Raw genomic sequence first — 17044 nt, forward strand, 5'->3', positions numbered from 1 at the left:
GGAACCTGCACCTTAACAGCAGCAGTTGTCTGCTACAGGCTCTGTATCTTGGGAACTGAATTTGTGACACTCCTTTATTCTCACCCACTTAGGCTTCCATGCTGCGATTCTACTCTTTCCTGACGGGGCTGCTGTTGCTGGCTCCTGCTCTGCAGGCTCAACCCTCGGACCCAACGCCCGCCCGGCTAGCGCCCGACGATGCCGCGCTGCTGTGCAGCCAGGCCCGCACCCGCACCGCCCTGCGGGGCCCCGCCACCAGCGTGCCGCACCGCCGGAAGATGGACCGCTACGACGTGAAATACTACAAGCTGGACATTGCGCTGGAAAATAACTCGCGCAATGTGGGCGGCAACGTCCGTATGCTGGCCCGCACCCTCACGCAGCCTCTCGACTCAGTAGCATTTGAACTGTACCCCACGTTTACCATCGACTCGGTGGTGGTAAATGGGGGCCGTGCCAACGGTATCCGCCGCGCCGGCCCCGACGTGACCGTGCTGCTGCCGCAGGTAGTGCCGGCCAATACGTTGTTTAGCACCGTAGTTTATTACCGTGGCACCGCGCCCAACGGCAACAGCGCCGCCATCGGCAATGCCCTGAACACGCAGTTTCAGAGCACTTACGGCGTGAATGTTACCTGGAGCCTCTCCGAGCCGTTTTCGGCCCACGAGTGGTGGCCCTGCAAGCAGGTGCTCACCGACAAAGCCGACTCGCTGGATGTGTGGGTGACGACGAGCAGCGTGAACAAGGTGGGGTCCAACGGCGTGCTGCAGCGCGTGACGCCCCTTGCCAACAGCAAGAGCCGCTACGAGTGGAAGCACCGCGCCAAGCCCATTGCCTACTACCTGGTGTCGGTAGCCGTGGCGCCTTACATCGAGTATGTGAACTACGCCAACCCCACGGGTGGCCCCCAGGTTCCTATCGTCAATTACGTCTACAGCCAGGCGGCCCTCAACTTCTACCGTGCTGAAATTGACCGCACGCCGGGTTTCCTCGAAAACTTCTCCAGTCAGGTAGGCCTATATCCGTTTGCCAGCGAAAAATACGGCCACAGCATGGCCCCGATTGGCGGCGGCATGGAGCACCAGACCATGACCACCCAGGACGGCTTCAGCTTCACGCTCACGGCACATGAGCTGTTTCATCAATGGTTTGGTAACAACGTGACCTGCGCCTCCTGGGAGGATATCTGGCTCAATGAAAGCTTCGCGTCCTATGGTGAGTACCTCTCACTCGACCGGTTTTCGTCGGCGGCCAATGCCCGCAGCTGGATGAACAGTGCGCAGGCTACGGCCCGGCAGCAGCTCGGCGGTAGCGTCCGGGTGCCCGATACCACCAACGTAGGCCGGATTTTCAGCTCCCGCCTCAGCTACAAGAAGGGCGCCACTGTCGTGCACATGCTGCGCTACCTGCTCAACGACGACGTGAAGTTCTTCCGGGCCTTGCGCACCTACCAGAGCACCTACAGCGGCCGCACGGCCCGCACCATCGACCTGCAGCGTATTTTTGAGGCCGAAGCCGGCCGCTCGCTCCAGTACTTTTTCAACCAGTGGTATGCAGGAGAAGGGTACCCGATTTTCAATGTGCGCTGGAATCAGGTAGGCCCAACTGTGTTTATCCGCAACACCCAGACGGTGAGCATGCCGGCTGTCACGCCCTTCTTTGATGTGGAACTGGATTACCGCCTTGTTTTCAGCGACAATACCAGCCAGACCTTGCGGGTGCGTCATGGGCAGGCCGTATCCTCATTTAGTATCCCCACCAGTAAAACCGTTACCGCCGTTTTCGTGGACCCCGACCAATGGGTGCTGCAGGTAACTCCCACCATCCTCCGCGACAATGCGCTGGTGCTGGCCACGGCTGCCACCCGCGCCGCCCGCCTGAGCGTGTACCCAAACCCATGCCGTGAAACGCTACGCCTGAAAGACCTGACGGCCCGTGCCACAGCCGAGGTGACGGACGCTACCGGCCGGGTGTTGCTGCGCCAGAGCGTCGATCCGCTACATGCTCAGCTGGATACCCGCACGCTGGCTGCCGGCCTCTACCACCTGCGCCTCACTTCGGCGGCTGGCGAAGTGTCGCTGGCTCGTTTTGTGCGCGAATAAGGCAAGCCTTCATCACACAAAAAAAGCGGCCCGTCTGTACAGACGGGCCGCTTTTTTTGTGTGATGAAGTTGCCGAGGCCAGGCTAGTCTTTCCAGTATTCCTTGACCAGCGCCTGTACCTCAGGTGGGGCCGGCGGCAGGTCCAGCACGGCTGCCATCAGTTCATCGAAGCTGTGCGCGGGCGTGAAAAAAGAGTCCTGGTAGGGGTTGCTGACCAGGCGAATAAATCCCGGCTGGCCGTTCACACGCACCAGATCCACCATAACATTGCCATAGCGCTGGTTGCAGAGGCCTGTGGCGGTGCAGTCGTTTGGTAGCGGCTTTAAGAAGTGCTTTTCTACGGTTTCTGAGTATCGCTCATGGTGCAGGGTGCGGTGGTCGGAAGCCGAAACATTGTAGCCCAGCGCCTGCACCCGGTCGCGCAGCAGGTCGAAAAAGTGGCGAAAGTTTCCGGGACCGATGCTGGGGTCATAAAGCAGAACGGCTCCCTGGCGGCCGGCTTCTTCCAGCAACTGCACCCGAAACTGCTGGCCCGTGATGCCGGCCTTGCTGTAGTGATACGCTTTGAAGTAAGGGCCCGCCCAGTTCAGATATACCTGCTGTTCCAGCCAGCGGGCACGGTTGCGCTCCTGCGCCGCAGTTCGGTGCAGCGGCTGCCAGTCCGTGGAGTGGGTGGCAGCGCCCGGAGAAAACAACTGTTTGAAAAAGTCAAGCAAAACGGTAGGGGTGTATAAGGCAAGAACACCCGCCGCCGCAAATGGTTTAGAGAGCCGCAGCGCAGTGCTGGCTGCTGAAAAGCGAATTTCAGTCCAAAAAAGCGAAATCCGTGAGGGGTATGCTCTTCAGACTGCTGGCTTACCGCAGCAGCTATTTCACGCGCTGCCAATAGTGTGCTTTACCGATCAGGGAGAAGCCGATATAGCCTTTCACTTCCAGCCGGTCTTTGCCAGCTGCCGCTACGTAGCAGGAGTACGTGCGGCCATTTTCAGGATCATAGATTTCTCCGTCCTCCCAGCGGTCGGTTTCGGCATTGTAGCGCAGGTGCTGGAGCACCGTCAGGTTCTGCAGAGGCTGCGTATGGCGCTCGGGACTGGGGTGGCGTACATCGAGGCGGGGCTTGCCGTTGGCGTCGGTGGGCGCGCGCAGCCACACCAAGCGCCCGCACAGCTGCTCGCCGCAGCGGTACAGCTCGATGTGCGAGTCACCGGTGTCGTCGGCCCAGACGCCTAACGGAGGCGTTTGGGCCGCAGCAGGCAGCAGCGCCAACAGGCTTATCATCAAACTCAGCAACAAGGATTTCAAGCGGCAGGAAATCGTAAGAAAAAACCGGCCCGCCGTCCGCCCCTAAAACCAGGGCGTACCGGACAGGCAACAAAAAAACGACGCCCCCGCAATGCGGAAGCGTCGTCAAGTATACGCAATCAATGGCACAAAGGCCTATTTCACGCGGGTCCAGTTCTGCGACTTACCAATCATGGAGAAGCCGATATAGCCTTTCACTTCCATGCTGTTGGCGTTGATCATCTTCATGTAGCAGGAATACGTTTTGCCGCTTTCCGGATCGTAGATTTTGCCATCATCCCACTTGTTGGCATCGTCGTACTCGAAGCCCTGCATGAAGACCATGCCCAGCCGCGGACGGGTACGCAGCTTTGGGTTAGGGTTCTGCGAGTCGGTTTTAGGCTTTCCGGTTGCCGGATCATTCGGGACAGTCAGCGTCACGATTTTACCGCATAGCTTGGTGCCACACTTGTAAATTTCGAACGTCGCCTTCTTTTCCTCGTTGGTCCAGGTGCCCAGCGGAGAAAGGGTTTGTGCTGAAGCCAGCCGGACGGCGCCGAACAGGAAAATCAGGGAAAGGAAAAGGAATTTTTTCATGGTGTTGAATGGGAATATGGGTAAAGGTGGGAAAAGATAGGACAAATCTCCTGCATGCAAGCATGCCAACTATACGAAACTGCCGACCAGACGGGTGGCAAGTTTGAGGCCAGGCTTTTTACTGGTATGCCTTGGAAAAGAAAGCGCCTGATGGTCAGAGGTATGGCCGGTAAAGGCCGCTGGCGTTCTAAAAAAAGGGGTTTTTATTTTGAACCATCCGGCAGGCTTATAACTTTACCTACCGTAGTGAGTGCTACAGCCCCGCCCAAGCAGCCCTAAGGTGCTGGGAGGCGCGGCCGGGGTTATGTCGAACGTAAAGAAAGGAGGTACAAAATGTCTAGTAGTCCCAAACAAATCCTGCCAAGCCTGTCGAATGTAGTTCGCCTCACCGCCGAACGCGCTTAACAACAGCTTTCGCGCGGAAAAACGCTCTATTTGGCTTTTTCCCGCATTCTGGCAAGGTCTTACACAACGGATGGCGGGGCTGTACCCCAGACTCGTCGCTTGGTAAGATTTGAAGGATTAGATGCCCGGTTCGCCCAGCAGCCTCTCTTGTGAGGACTGCACAGGCGGCCGGGCATCGTTTTTTTATAGCATAACTGAGCAGTTGAGTAACTGGGTACTCGTTCTGTTAGCGTGTGCTTCGAGTTATGTAAAAACATCGGTGCGGTCCTGCTGGGCCTGTCGAAGCAGTAAGGCCGCTTCGACAAGCGGATGCCAGATCAAGCAGGACGTTCTTTTCGAATTACCAAATACGCTCAAACAGAACGAGTACTCAGTTACTCAACTGCTCTACAGCACCCGCCGTACCTGCATAAAGCGGCGCTCATAGTCGGTGCCTTCCACCTGGCTGACTTTAACGCCGGACTCGCGCCGTGCCGACGAAGAATGAATGAACCGCAGCGGCTGGCCCGGGTGGGAAACCACAATGCCCGCGTGGCCCGGTGTGGCAGATGTGGCGGCCGTACCCGTGAACACCACAATATCGCCGCGGCGGGCCTGCTCGCGCGCTATGGGTCGGCCCACGGCAATAAGCAGGGAAGTGGAGTGCGGCATGGCCACCTTGAACTCCTGAAACACATACTGCACAAAGCCGGAGCAGTCGAAGCCCGTTTCGGGGGTGTTGCCGGCGTAGCAGTAGTTGGTACCCAGTTGGCGCATAGCAAACGTCACGATGCTGTCGGCGGTAGGGGTTGGGCGTGTGCTGGTTACTAGTGCCACCTGGCGGGCCGGCAAGGTGCGGGGCTCGTTTGCAGGAGCAGAAGGCGTGCGGGCAGGCCAGGCAAATACACCGACCAGCAGGGCCGCCAGCGCAACAAAGGAAATCCAGACGTAGCGCATAAGTGAAGCAGGGTTGAGGACCTTCCTAACGGTGGAGCTAAGCGCGTAGTTTCCTGGCTGTCGCCGGAGAGGTTGCAGCCCTGCCCACTTTTCGCCGTTCTTTGCCCCAACCATACCTCCTCATTCACTTCTTTTTTCATGACTCATTCTCGTACCCGTGTGCTGATGACGCTGGTGCTGGGGCTGCTGCTGAGCCAGTTTGGCCCGGCCATGGCGGCTCCTGTACTGCGCTACACGCTGGCCATGCCCGCGCCCCAAACCCACTACTTTGAAGTTGAAACCAGCCTGAGCGGTTTTGGCAAGGCTTACACCGACCTGAAAATGCCGGTGTGGGCCCCCGGCTCTTACCTCGTGCGCGAGTTTGCCCGCCACGTGGAAAACTTCACGGCCCAGGCCGGCAGCGAAAACCTGCGCACCGAGAAAATTACGAAAAATACCTGGCGCGTGTACCACCCCAAAGCCAGCAGCTTCACGGTGCGCTACAAGGTATATGCCTACGAGTTGAGCGTGCGCACCAGCTTCCTGGATGCCGCCCACGGCTACGTAAACGGCACCAGCGTATTTATGTACCCAGCCGATGGCCAGCAGCTGCCCAGCACGCTGGAAGTGAAGCCCGCTACCGGCTGGACCCAGGTTTCGACCAGCCTGAAGCCCGCTGGCGCCCCCAATACGTTCCGCTCGGAAAGCTATGATGAGTTGGCTGACTCGCCCATTGAAATCGGCAATCAGAAGGTGCTGAGCTTCGAGGCCAACGGGACGCCGCACACGGTAGCCATGTTCGGGCAGGCTGCAAAACTCGACGAAACCAAGCTGCTGACCGACATGAAAAAGGTGTGCGAGGAAGCGCACCGCGTGGTGGGCCGCAATCCGCTGGACCGCTACCTGTTCATTGTGCACAACATCGACCGGGGTACGGGCGGCCTGGAGCATCTGTACTCCACCACGCTGTCGGTGTCGCGCAACGCGTATGCTTCCGACGCCGGCTACAAAGGCTTCCTGGGCTTGGTGGCGCACGAGTATTTCCACCTCTGGAACGTGAAGCGCATCCGCCCTGTGGCCCTTGGCCCGTTCGACTACGACAACGAGAACTACACGCGTATGCTGTGGGTGAGCGAAGGCGGCACCAGCTATTTCGGCGACCTGCTGGTGCAGCGCGCCGGCTTCGTGAGCGTGGATGAGTACCTGGCCAGCACCAGCAACGGCATCACGCGCGTGGAAAACACGCCCGGCAACAAGCAGCAGTCGGCCGCTGAAAGCAGCTTCGACGCCTGGATTAAAGGCTACCGGCCCAACGAAAACTCCAGCAACACCGGCATCAGCTACTACGACAAGGGCGAGCTGATCGGGGCCGTGCTGGATTTGATGATCATCAACGAAACCAAGGGCCAGAAGCACCTCGACGACGTGATGCGTTACCTCTACGACGAATACTACGTGAAAAAGAAGCGTGGTTTCACCGACGAGGAATACCAGGCGGCCGTGGCCAAAGTAGCCGGCCGCCGCTACGATGACTTCTTCCGCCGCCACGTGTACGGCACCGAAACGCTGCCCTACGCCACGGCCCTCGGCTATGCCGGCCTGAAGCTGACCATTACGCCAGCCCCTGCCGAAGCGGCTCTGGGCGCCACCATCAGCAGCGCCAACGGCAAATACACCGTAACCAGCACCAGCCGCGAAGGCAGTGCCTGGCAGGGCGGCCTGAACGTGAACGACGAAATCCTGGCCCTCGACGGCGCCCGCCTTACCACCGATCCTGCCCAGCAGCTCAGTGCCCGCGCCGTGGGCTCGGAAGTGAAGATGCTGGTGTCGCGCGATGGGCAGCTGCAGGAGCTGCGCTTCCCGCTGCAAGCCAGCACCATGCAGCGCTACCGCATCGAGCGGATGGAAAACCCTACTGCCGAGCAGCAAGCCGTGCTGGCCAAGTGGCTGACGGTGAAGAATTAATTAGTAATTAAGAATTAGTAATTAAAAATGGGCTGTTCAGCACTTCGTCACGAAGTCGTTGAACAGCCCATTTTTGATTATGATAATGGGCCGTTCAACGCTTCGTTGTGAAGTCATTGAACGGCCCATTTTTAATTCTTAACTGCTAATTCCTAATTAACCAACCCACCTACGGCTGTAGCCACGTTCACGCGGCCCCAGCCGAAGCTGCTGCTGCGGGCGGTGCGGTTGGAGCTGGCGGCCACCAACCGGCTCATGATCTGGGCGCGGGTTTCGGTGGGGTAGCGGGCCCAGACCAGCGCCGTGAGGCCGGCCATGCTGGCCGTAGCCACCGATGAGCCACCCACGGTGCTGGGTGCGTCGCCGGACATGGCCAGCGTGAGCGGCCGCCGGTCGATGCTGGTGCGCTGCATCACCACCGTAAACTCCACGTCGGTGCCCACGTGGCACTCGTCGCAGCGGCTGGTGAGGTTGTCTTTCACGCCCGTGATGGCCACGGCTTCGGGCAGGGAAGCCGGGTAGATGACACCCACCACGCCGGCGCTCCAGTCGAAGGAGGTGCCGGCAGCGCAGAAGATGAGCTTGCCCCGGCCGTAGGCGTAGCGGATGGCGTCGGTCATCTGGCCGGAGCTGGTCAGGCGGCCCATGCTCATGCTGATGATGCGCACGTCGGCGCGGTTGCCGGCCAGAATGAAGGCATCAGAAACGCCCTTCACTTCGCGGCTGGCGTCCAGGAACACGTCCTCGGCGGCACGCACCGTAATCAGGTTGGCATTGTAGGCCATGCCCACGGCGGCGCCGTCGGTGCCGCGGGGAGCAGCGCAGGCGCCGGCCATGCTGGTACCGTGGCCGCAGCCGTCATTGGGCGTCTCGTAGTCGCCGTACGGGATGCCGAATATCGTATTGCGGGGCATCGTTACGAGGCGTTCAATGGTGCGGCCCGAGCTGAGGCCTTGGTTGAAGGCCGAGCCGAGGTTTTCCTGCGCGTCCGAGCTGCCTGAGTCGATGATGACCACCTTCACGCCCCGGCCGGTGCTCTGGTTCCAGGCGGTGCGTACGCCGTGGTACTGGTCGGCCTGGTTCCACGACGATTTGCTGCCGTTGCTGAGCACGGTGTAGTCGGAGCCGGCTACGAGGCCGGCAGTGGCGGTGTTGCTGCCGCAGCCGCTGCTGCTGAGTGCCGCCGCGCCTTTGTTGGCCATGGGGCGGTTGGGTTCGTAGCCCATGGGCTCGGCGTAGCGCACCAGGCCGGAGGCCCGCAGCGCTTTGATAGTGCTCAGCTCTCGTACCGTCACATCGAGTGTCGGCAGTACGGTTTCGTCGTATGCCACCAAATCAGTCACCGTCAGCTCCGGATGGGCTTTCTGCTCTTCGGCCAGGATGAGGGCCAGCACCTGGGCGCGGGCCTGCTGCCAGGCAGGGTTACTGGCGGCATCGGCGGGCAGCTGGCCAGAGAAGCGCGCGGGCTGGTAACCGACCGACAGCACATAGTCGGAGCGGCGCAGGGCGCTCCACACGGTGTGGGCGCTGGCCTGGTTCCAATCGAACTTGCCGGTTTCGCGCAGCCGCGCCAGTATCTGCTCGTCGAGTTGCTGGGTGGTGAGGGCCTCGGTGGGCTCGGCTTCCGGTTGCGGGGCCAGTTGTTCATCGGGCTGGCGCTGGCAGGCCGCCAGTAGCAGCGCCGCCAGCACTGCGCCAGATAGGGTAGAAGTATGCATACGCTTGGGGGAGTTTGGGTTGTGGAAAAAGAACGATACCTGAAGGGAAGGAAAATCCGGGCTAAATGCAAGTATTCGGCTTGCCTAATTTTTCAGGGCCGGATTCCGGAAATTGTTACAACATAAAAAAGCCTCACTGACTGGCAGTGAGGCTCTTCCAAGCAAGGTAAAGTGGGCGCAGCGGCTGGCGCTAGGATATACGTTTCAGGGCTACATCGTGCACCGGCGTAATAACCAGCGGAACCTTCTCCACTTTCACGGAACTGGTATCGAGGCCGAAATATTTGTCTTCGGAGGCAATGAACTGCTTGATGTAGAAGTAGGCCTGCATAACCAGCTTCTCCACCCACGGAAACTCGTTTTCCACCGACAGGAATTTCTCCAGCACCACGAAGCGGAAGTCGCCGGTGACGTGCTGCTTGCTTAGCGACTCGTAGCGGGAAGTAATGTCCACTTCCTTGTTGCGCACCAGGTCTTCCACCACCTTACGGAAGTAGAGGTTGATGCGCTGCTCGACGCGGAAGCCCAGCCGGAACGTGATACGGAAGGCGTCATCAGGGGCCAGCTCTACCACCTTGTACTCCATCGTATACGGCTCGTCGGTGGTGTCTACGTGCACAAACCAGTAGATGTCAGCCCGCTTGGGGCGCTTCTGGAAGATGGAGTAGATGATCTTGCTCTCAATTTCCGACGCCCGCTCTGCCGATGTCATGAACACCAGATGGGTGGAATACTTCGGTACGGTTTCGTCGTTGGACAGCTCTTTGAGCGCCTCCATGTACGGCTCAATCTTCACAAATTCCGTGAGGCGGCGCTTGATGTAATACGCCCGCAGCCACACATACATTACCCCCATCAGGGCCGCTCCAATAGCCAGCGACACCCAGCCGCCGTGCGGGAATTTAATCAGGTTGGCAATCAGGAAAGAGCCCTCAATGGCGCCATATACCAGCACAAACAGCGCAATGGCCGGCAGCGGCACCCGCTTGGTGCGCAGCCAGATGGTGAGCAGCACTGTGGTCATGAGCATAGTCAGCGTAATGGCCAGGCCATAGGCAGCTTCCATATTCTCCGACTTTTTGAAGTACAGCACTACCGCTACGCAGCCCAGCAGCAGCAGGCGGTTCATGCTGGGCACAAACAGCTGGCCTTTCACATCGGTCGGATAGTTGAGCTTCACTTTGGGCCACATATTCAGGCGGATGGCTTCTGCTACCAGCGTAAACGAGCCCGTAATGAGGGCCTGCGAGGCAATAATGGCGGCAATGGTAGCAATGCCGATACCGATAAGCAGAAACCACTCCGGCATCAACTCATAGAACGGGTTGCGCTTGTTAAGCATTTCGCCCTGATGCGCCAGTAGCCAGCCGCCCTGGCCCATGTAGTTGAGCACCAAACAGGTTTTAACGAATATCCAGCTGATACGAATGTTGCCTTTGCCGCAGTGCCCCAGGTCGGAATACAACGCCTCGGCTCCGGTGGTGCACAAAAACACCGCGCCCAGCAGCCAGAAGCCTCCCGGATAATTAACCAGCAGATCGTAGGCGTAGTATGGGTTGAGGGCCTTCAGAATCTCCGGGTGCTGCATAATGCCGCTGATACCCAGAGTTGCCAGCATCGAAAACCAGATGAACATGATGGGGCCAAATGCCTTGCCTACAATCTGTGTACCAAAGCTTTGCAGCAAAAACAGCCCGGCAATGATGCCAATAACAATGGGCACCGTAGGAATTTCCGGATACACGGCTTCCAGGCCCTCAATAGCCGAGGAAACTGAAATGGGCGGCGTAATTACCCCATCGGCCAGCAATGCTGAACCCCCGATGATGGCTACCGCCGACAGCCAGGGCCCGCGCCGCCGCACCAATGCGTACAAAGAAAAGATGCCGCCTTCCCCGTTGTTATCGGCGTTGAGCGTGAGCATCACATACTTGATGGTGGTTTGCAGCGTAAGCGTCCAGAAAACGCAGGAGATGCCGCCGTAAACCAGCATCGGCGTTATCTGTTCCGGCACAATGGCCTTCATTACGTAGAGCGGTGACGTGCCAATGTCCCCGTAGATAATGCCGAGGGCAATGAGCAAACCTGCCGTAGAAATGGCCGTGTGCGAATGTTTGGCGTCCATGTGTGGAATAAGAGAAGGAAATGGTGCCGGGAAAAGCGCCCAAAGGTAGGGGAAGGCGCACAAACGTGGCCTTACGCAATACGCGGAAAGAAAGCCGGGACGAAATAAAAATTGGCAGCACTCACTCGGCCGGCGGCAGTTCCGGCGGCAGCATGGCCGCCTGCGCGGCCCACAGCGCCTCGGCAGCAGCCCGGGCCGCCTCTTCCTGGCGGCGCTGAATGCGGCGGTTGGTTTCCGCTACCAGCTTCTGCCAGTCAAACAATTCACCGGGCAAGGCAAAGTTGGCTGTTTCGCGTCCTATGCGGTGCAGGCGCAGGCGGTTGGTGCCGCGCTGGCCCCAGGCCAGCAGCAGCGCGCCCACCGTGAGGCCCAGCGCCGCCGGCATGGTGCGCACCCAGTTCTGCAGCAGCCCCAGCAGGAAGCCCGCCAGCGTGAAACCGCCCAGCAGAACCCAGAGCAGCCACCGCACGTGCTGTACCTCCACGGCCTCCAGCTCCAGCAGCGCATAGCGCTGCCCGTTCACTTGCAGCGTATCGTCGGTGAGCACCAGGCGACCGTCGTCGCTACGGAGGGTGGGCAGCGGTATGGACGGCCCTGGGTTCGGGGCAGGCGAATAGGTAGGCTGCGGTGGCATCGCAGAATCAGGCGAAAGGTCTTCGGAAGAGGAAGCAGACACGGCAGGGCAGGGCTACAACAAGTTCGCCCGGCTGCTGTGGCTGCCGCGCGCCCCGGGCGGGGCGGCAGCTGCCACAGTAGCCGGGCGAAAAACCGGTTACATTAGTTGTTGACCTTCAGCAACTCAACGTCGAAGATAAGTGCCGAGTCCGGTCCGATGTCGCGGCCGGCACCACGCTTGCCATACGCCATATCCGACGGGATGTAGAGGCGCCATTTCGAGCCCTCCGGCATCAGCTGCAGCGCCTCTGTCCAGCCCGCAATTACCTGGTTTACGCCAAACGTAGCCGGCTGGCCGCGCTGGTAGGAGCTGTCGAATACGTTGCCGTTGAGCAGGGTGCCGTGGTAATGGGTGGTTACCTGCGAAGTAGGGCCGGGCTTGCGGCCGCTGCCTTCGGTCAGCACTTCATACTGCAGGCCGCTGGGCAGCGTCGTGATGCCGGGCTTGCTTTTGTTTTCGGCCAGGAATGCCTCGCCTTCTGCTTTGTTGTTGTTCATCGCTCCGTCGTTTGAAGTGTCGTCATCGTCTTCTTCAGCGCCACCCATCTGCTGCTGCAGCTGCATCATGGCTTCCTGCACCTGCTCTTGGCTGAGGCGGCTGGGCTCACCGCTCAGGCCTTCCTTCATGCTGGCCGCCAGAATGTCAACGTCCAGGTCCAGGCCCTGCTGGGAGAAATTACGGGCCATGTCGCGCCCGATGATGTAGCTGATCTGCTCTTTGAGGCTACTCAGGTTCATAAATCAGTGAATGTGGCTGACGCCGGACCGAGGCGGCGCTACGCCACCCGGCCCAAAGAACAGCCGATGAGAGATACCAGAGCCCACCGTGGGCTTCCAGACTGTGAAGTACCGAAAACAGCCGGGAATGGATGTGGTTTTTTGTGCTGAATCTGCTAAACTCCTGATTCTGAATCAGGGTTTGTGCGGAGCGCTAAACCAAACGAACCCTGCCGCAGGGCAGGGTTCGTAGAAGACAGCAAAAAAGCGGCTGCTTAAAAGTGCAGCTCCTCTTCGTCGCGAAGATCAAAAAACAGGTTCAGGTCCAGGACCTGAGCCGCCAGGTAGCTCAACGAGCCAAGGCTCCCTAGGACCAGCAGTGAGGAGAAGGCGACAGTGCTCTTTTTCATGGCAAAGGTTCTATGTAAATGCAAATCAGCTTGATGGCTACAAAGGTAATACGGCTGCATTGATAAATTGTTATGCAAGCATCATATATTTGTTGCCTGCGGCTTATCTGCTACGAGCAGGCTATTCTCTCCACGGTGGCCAGGCTAACAGCTCCGCCGCTTGCTTGCCATCAGGGAATAAGGAACACCTTTTTCAGAAAGTTTACGGTGTAGTTGAGGGTGGGCGTAAACCAGGGGTTGAACAGTGGAAACGGGTGTGGAGCTTCCGGGAACTGGTGCAATTCCGTGTAGATGCCCCCCGCCGTAAGCTGGCGCATCATATCGTCGCGGCCGGCGTGCATGCGCGCCACGCCGCTGTTGATAAACAGGGTGGGTGGCGTGTTGAGGCCTGCATAGCTGAGCGCAGAGCCCTGCTGCCACAGGTCGGGGCGGCTGAGCTTGTTGCTGCCAAACCACTGTGTGGCCGCCGAAACACTTTTGCTGTCGTCGCCCTCGCCTGACTCTGGGTGCAGGAACGCCAGGATGCCATCCACATCCACGATTGCCTGTACGCTGCTGGAGTAAGTGCGGAAGCAGGTGCCCGTTTCGTAGAGCGGGTTGCGGTTGGTAGCCCCCACAAGGGCCGCCAGCTGGCCACCCGCCGAAAAGCCCCACACTGCCACGCGGCTGGTATCCAGGGCGTAGGAGCGGGCGTGGGCGCGCATCCACCGCACGGCCGCTTTCAGGTCCTGTACGGCGGCCGGGTAGGGGGCTTCTGCCGACAGGCGGTACTCGGCCGTAACAGCCACAAACCCTCGCGCCGCCAACTGTTGGGCTAGCGGCACATGCTGGCTCCGGTCGCCGGAGCGCCACCCCCCGCCATGCACAATCAGCACCCCCGGAAACGTCTGGCGTCGCTTAGCCTTTCTTGGGTAAAACACGTCCAGCTGCAGACTACGCCCGTTTTCGGTGCAGTAGGAGAGGTTGTTCTGGCTGCGGATGGAATTGGGAACCGGCGGCCGGGCAATACTAATAGTAGGGTGCTGGACTTTGGCTTTGGTATAGGCGCTGTACGTGGTGAACGACGTGTCGCGGGGAACAGCGGGCTGCTGGGCGCTGGCGGCGCATGGCCACAGCACTCCGGCTAGCAGCACTATAGCAGAACGCAGGAAAAAGATGGGGCGCAGCATATGGCAGGCAGACAATAAAGACGAGGATGATGCCTCTAAACTACAGCTTACGGCCCGGCTGTAGCCAACAGGCTGGCCGGAACCTGATTCGCGGATTCCCGGTCGGCTCTTAATCTGTGAGAAGACCTGGTGCCGCAGCTGCCCTGAAGTGCAGATTGCGTCGTTGTCTTTTCGTCGTTTAACCCAACATTCAGGCTCTGATGAAGCTGAATTCTTGCGTAGCTTGCGTGCTTCTAACGCTACCGTTTTTTCTCTTATATGAAGTACATCTTTACTCTCGCAGCAGTGCTTACCATCCAGCAGGCGCAAGCGCAGATTGGGCTGATAATGGGCGGAACCCGGGCCGCCGTGTCGGTGGCAACGCTGGCTGCCCGGCAGAAAAAGGCGAAAGCCGCCGCTCCAAAAGCTGAAGGGGCTGCTGCTACGCCGACGCTGGGCCGGGGCGTTACGCTGTTCAGCTACCATGGGCAGAGTATCCAGCGCAAACGCACAGCCCCGGAAACCTTCAAAGGCAAAGGTGGCCCCGAGATTCAAGCCCTGGAAGCTCTGTTGGAGCAGCGCCATCAGGCTCTGCTGGCCGACTCCACTGCCTCGGTGCTGACGCCGGAGCAACTAACGGCCCTGACCACGGCCGCCCGCACGGCCGCCACCGCCCGCCCCGACTGGAACTACGCCCCTTACCAGCAGGAGTTGGCTTTCTATCAGAAAGAAGAGCAGCGCCGCCAGCCGGCCGCCCAGCCAGTGCCAGCTAAATAAGAAGTTTTTGTCGGCAGGAGCTGTCAGCAATAGCCAGTGGCTGCCTCTGATTGTAGAGGTAGCCGCTGGCTGTTGCAGGCCGGTTATGCCCGGCCGTGGTGCTTGCGTTCAGCAACATTACTCTGGCTCGGCCGACACTTCCACGCGGCGGTTGCGGGCATCCGGTGAGGGGTGAAGCGGGCGGGCGTCGCCGTAGCCGGTGGTACTGATGCGCGCCGCCGCTACGCCCAGCTGCACCAGCTGCTGCTTCACGGCTTCGGCCCGCTGCTCTGATAAAACCTGGTTTTTCTGGGGCTCCCCAATCCGGTCGGTGTGGCCGGCCACGCGCAGGCGTAGGGTGGGGCGGGCCAGTAGCTCAGTGGCTAGCTGCTGCAGGGCAGGCTGGCTTTCGGGCAATAGCTCGGCCGTGCCCAGCTTAAATAACACGGTAGGCAGTGCTACGGGTGCCGCCGATAAGACGGGCGCTGCAGGGCTGGCCGGTGCCGGCCGGGGTGTATCGGTGGGAGGCACCTCCACGGCACGTGGCGCTAAGGGCACTAGTGGCGCCACCTGAGCTACCGGACTTGAGGCTGGCACTGGCACTGAAGGCGTTCCGGCCACCTGGATGGTGATGGGCACCGCCGTGCTCTGGCGGGTGGGGTAGTAGCTCTGCCTCAGGTAGAAGGTGGTGGTTTTGTTGAGGGTGGTACGGTACGTGTTGCCGGTGGCTATCGGCTGTTTCAGGCTGGCATCGGCGTACCAGAGCACGTTGCGGCCCGACACGCGCAACGTGGTGGCAGCGCCGGCCGGCACCGTAGCGGCCGACTGCAGCCTGATGCGGTAAAACGTGAGCGTGCCTTTGTCACAGTCGCCGAGGGGCGCATAGGTGGCGCGGCCCGTCAGTTTTTCCTGAGTGGGGTCGTAGGTGAAGGTGATGGAGCCCTCGCACCAATAGGAGAAAGGAGTGCTGCCAGTTTCAGTGAGCTTGCGGACGTGCTCCAAACGCAACCCGGTGGCGGTGCGCGTACCGGCCATCTGAAACGTAGCCGACACGCCAGGCTCGCCGCCTACTTCCTGGTAGAGCACGCCAAACAAGTTGGGGCCGCTGCTTTTCTGCAGCCGCAGCACGGCCGGCCACACGGCGCCCGGCTCCCCGGTATCGGTTTCTACGCCCTGCCATTCGCCCGTCAGGGATTGGGCATATGCGGGTGCCAGGCTCAGCAAAGCCAGCACCATCAACCAAAAGCTGCGTTTCATGCCACGAAATAAAACGGATTTGCCGGAAAGAGTCGGGCCGGGGAGGCTCAGGTTGCAACCAGCTGCCCGCGGGGCGCTTACTCCAGATATGCCATGTCCTCGGCACTCAGCTGAATAGTGGCGGCGGCCAGGTTTTCGCGCAGGTGCGCGAGCCGGGAGGTGCCTGGAATGGGCAGAATCCAGGGTGACTTGTGCAGCAGCCATGCCAGATTCAGCTGAGCTTCGGTGGCATTGTGCTGGCGGGCTACCTCTGCCACGCGGGTATCGGCCTGGGGCAAGGCGTGCAGCAGCGAGAAGAACGGAACGAGTGGGATACCGTGCTGCTCGCACAAATCCAGCACTTCCGCGCCGCCGGGGTTGGCGCCATGCGGATGCACCAGCGTGGTACGCTGGGCGTGGCCATACATGTTCTCGACGGTAGCAATGGGCCCCAGCACAAGGCCGGCTTCCAACTCAGCCCGTGAGACGTTGCTCAGCCCTACGTGCAGGATCTTGCCCTCGCGCTGCAGCGCAAACATGGCACCCAACTGCTCATCAAACGGAACCGGGCCCGCGCCCATCAGGCGCAGGTGCACCAGCTGAATCTGCTCCTAGCCTAATGTGCGCAGGTTGTTTTCAATGCTGGCGCGCAGCTGCTCGGGGCGGTTATAGGGCACCCAGCTTTTGTCGGGGCGGCGGGTGGCGCCCACTTTGGTGCAGATAACCAGGTCGGCCGGGTAGGGGTGCAGCGCTTCGCGTAGCAGGCGGTTGGTCACGTCTTCGCCGTAGTAGTCGGCCGTGTCCAGAAAATTGACGCCCGCGTCTACGGCTTCGCGCAAAATCTGCAGGGCCTCAAAGCGGTTGGCTGGTTCGCCCCATACGTCGGGGCCCGGCAGGCGCATGGTGCCGTAGCCCAGCCGCGCAACGGTGAGCGGCTGGTTGGAGTGTGGAGCAATGGTGATGGTAGTGGGATGCATGTCGGATGGAAAAACCG

At 60.1% G+C, this 17044-nt stretch carries 14 protein-coding genes and 1 pseudogene; 3 read left to right on the top strand and 12 right to left on the bottom strand.

Features of this window, described 5'->3' with window-relative positions:
• Positions 1 to 98 precede the first annotated feature (98 nt).
• Positions 99 to 2102 (top strand): M1 family aminopeptidase, encoded by a 2004-nt coding sequence (locus H8B14_RS11550; protein ID WP_187315784.1) that lies wholly within the window; start codon positions 99 to 101, stop codon positions 2100 to 2102.
• Between the two features lie 83 nt (positions 2103 to 2185).
• Here the strand turns inward: H8B14_RS11550 and H8B14_RS11555 are convergent, their stop codons facing one another.
• From H8B14_RS11555 to H8B14_RS11570, 4 genes are all read right to left on the bottom strand, one after another.
• Positions 2186 to 2818 (bottom strand): hypothetical protein, encoded by a 633-nt coding sequence (locus H8B14_RS11555; protein ID WP_187315785.1) that lies wholly within the window; start codon positions 2816 to 2818, stop codon positions 2186 to 2188.
• Positions 2819 to 2969: 151 nt separating this feature from the next.
• Positions 2970 to 3404, bottom strand: a complete 435-nt coding sequence (locus H8B14_RS11560; RefSeq protein ID WP_187315786.1) for a DUF2147 domain-containing protein — start codon at positions 3402 to 3404, stop codon at positions 2970 to 2972.
• 135 nt (positions 3405 to 3539) lie between these two features.
• Positions 3540 to 3980, bottom strand: coding sequence for a DUF2147 domain-containing protein (locus tag H8B14_RS11565; RefSeq protein ID WP_187315787.1), 441 nt, complete (start codon positions 3978 to 3980; stop codon positions 3540 to 3542).
• A 792-nt stretch (positions 3981 to 4772) separates the two neighbouring features.
• Entirely contained in the window at positions 4773 to 5321 is a 549-nt protein-coding gene (locus tag H8B14_RS11570) for a C40 family peptidase (RefSeq protein WP_187315788.1), read from the bottom strand.
• A gap of 138 nt (positions 5322 to 5459) precedes the next feature.
• On the opposite strand from H8B14_RS11570, the gene H8B14_RS11575 reads away from it, so the two are divergent.
• Positions 5460 to 7265 carry a M61 family metallopeptidase gene (locus H8B14_RS11575; protein WP_261989972.1) on the top strand — a complete coding sequence of 602 codons (1806 nt, stop codon included), beginning with the start codon at positions 5460 to 5462 and terminating at the stop codon, positions 7263 to 7265.
• Positions 7266 to 7417: 152 nt separating this feature from the next.
• On the opposite strand, the gene H8B14_RS11580 is transcribed toward H8B14_RS11575, so the two are convergent.
• From H8B14_RS11580 to H8B14_RS11600, 6 genes are all read right to left on the bottom strand, one after another.
• Entirely contained in the window at positions 7418 to 8983 is a 1566-nt protein-coding gene (locus tag H8B14_RS11580; protein WP_187315789.1) for a S8 family serine peptidase, read from the bottom strand.
• A gap of 190 nt (positions 8984 to 9173) precedes the next feature.
• Entirely contained in the window at positions 9174 to 11108 is a 1935-nt protein-coding gene (locus H8B14_RS11585) for a KUP/HAK/KT family potassium transporter (protein ID WP_187315790.1), read from the bottom strand.
• A 121-nt stretch (positions 11109 to 11229) separates the two neighbouring features.
• Positions 11230 to 11784, bottom strand: coding sequence for a hypothetical protein (locus H8B14_RS11590; RefSeq protein WP_187315791.1), 555 nt, complete (start codon positions 11782 to 11784; stop codon positions 11230 to 11232).
• Positions 11785 to 11885: 101 nt separating this feature from the next.
• Positions 11886 to 12521, bottom strand: coding sequence for an FKBP-type peptidyl-prolyl cis-trans isomerase (locus tag H8B14_RS11595; RefSeq protein ID WP_187315792.1), 636 nt, complete (start codon positions 12519 to 12521; stop codon positions 11886 to 11888).
• A gap of 254 nt (positions 12522 to 12775) precedes the next feature.
• Complete coding sequence (locus tag H8B14_RS21130) at positions 12776 to 12910, bottom strand: hypothetical protein (RefSeq protein ID WP_261989973.1); 135 nt, start codon at positions 12908 to 12910, stop codon at positions 12776 to 12778.
• Positions 12911 to 13080: 170 nt separating this feature from the next.
• A complete protein-coding gene (locus tag H8B14_RS11600; protein WP_187315793.1) occupies positions 13081 to 14079 on the bottom strand; it encodes an alpha/beta hydrolase in 999 nt (332 codons plus the stop codon).
• A gap of 258 nt (positions 14080 to 14337) precedes the next feature.
• Between H8B14_RS11600 and H8B14_RS11605 the strand changes: the two genes are divergently transcribed.
• Positions 14338 to 14835 carry a hypothetical protein gene (locus tag H8B14_RS11605; RefSeq protein WP_187315794.1) on the top strand — a complete coding sequence of 166 codons (498 nt, stop codon included), beginning with the start codon at positions 14338 to 14340 and terminating at the stop codon, positions 14833 to 14835.
• Between the two features lie 117 nt (positions 14836 to 14952).
• Here the strand turns inward: H8B14_RS11605 and H8B14_RS11610 are convergent, their stop codons facing one another.
• Both H8B14_RS11610 and H8B14_RS21135 read right to left on the bottom strand, forming a co-directional pair.
• Positions 14953 to 16071, bottom strand: a complete 1119-nt coding sequence (locus H8B14_RS11610; protein ID WP_187315795.1) for an OmpA family protein — start codon at positions 16069 to 16071, stop codon at positions 14953 to 14955.
• Between the two features lie 77 nt (positions 16072 to 16148).
• Positions 16149 to 17027 (bottom strand): annotated as a pseudogene (locus tag H8B14_RS21135) (aldo/keto reductase).
• Positions 17028 to 17044: the final 17 nt, after the last annotated feature.

The organism is Hymenobacter puniceus (assembly GCF_014333525.1).
Lineage (GTDB): Bacteria > Bacteroidota > Bacteroidia > Cytophagales > Hymenobacteraceae > Hymenobacter.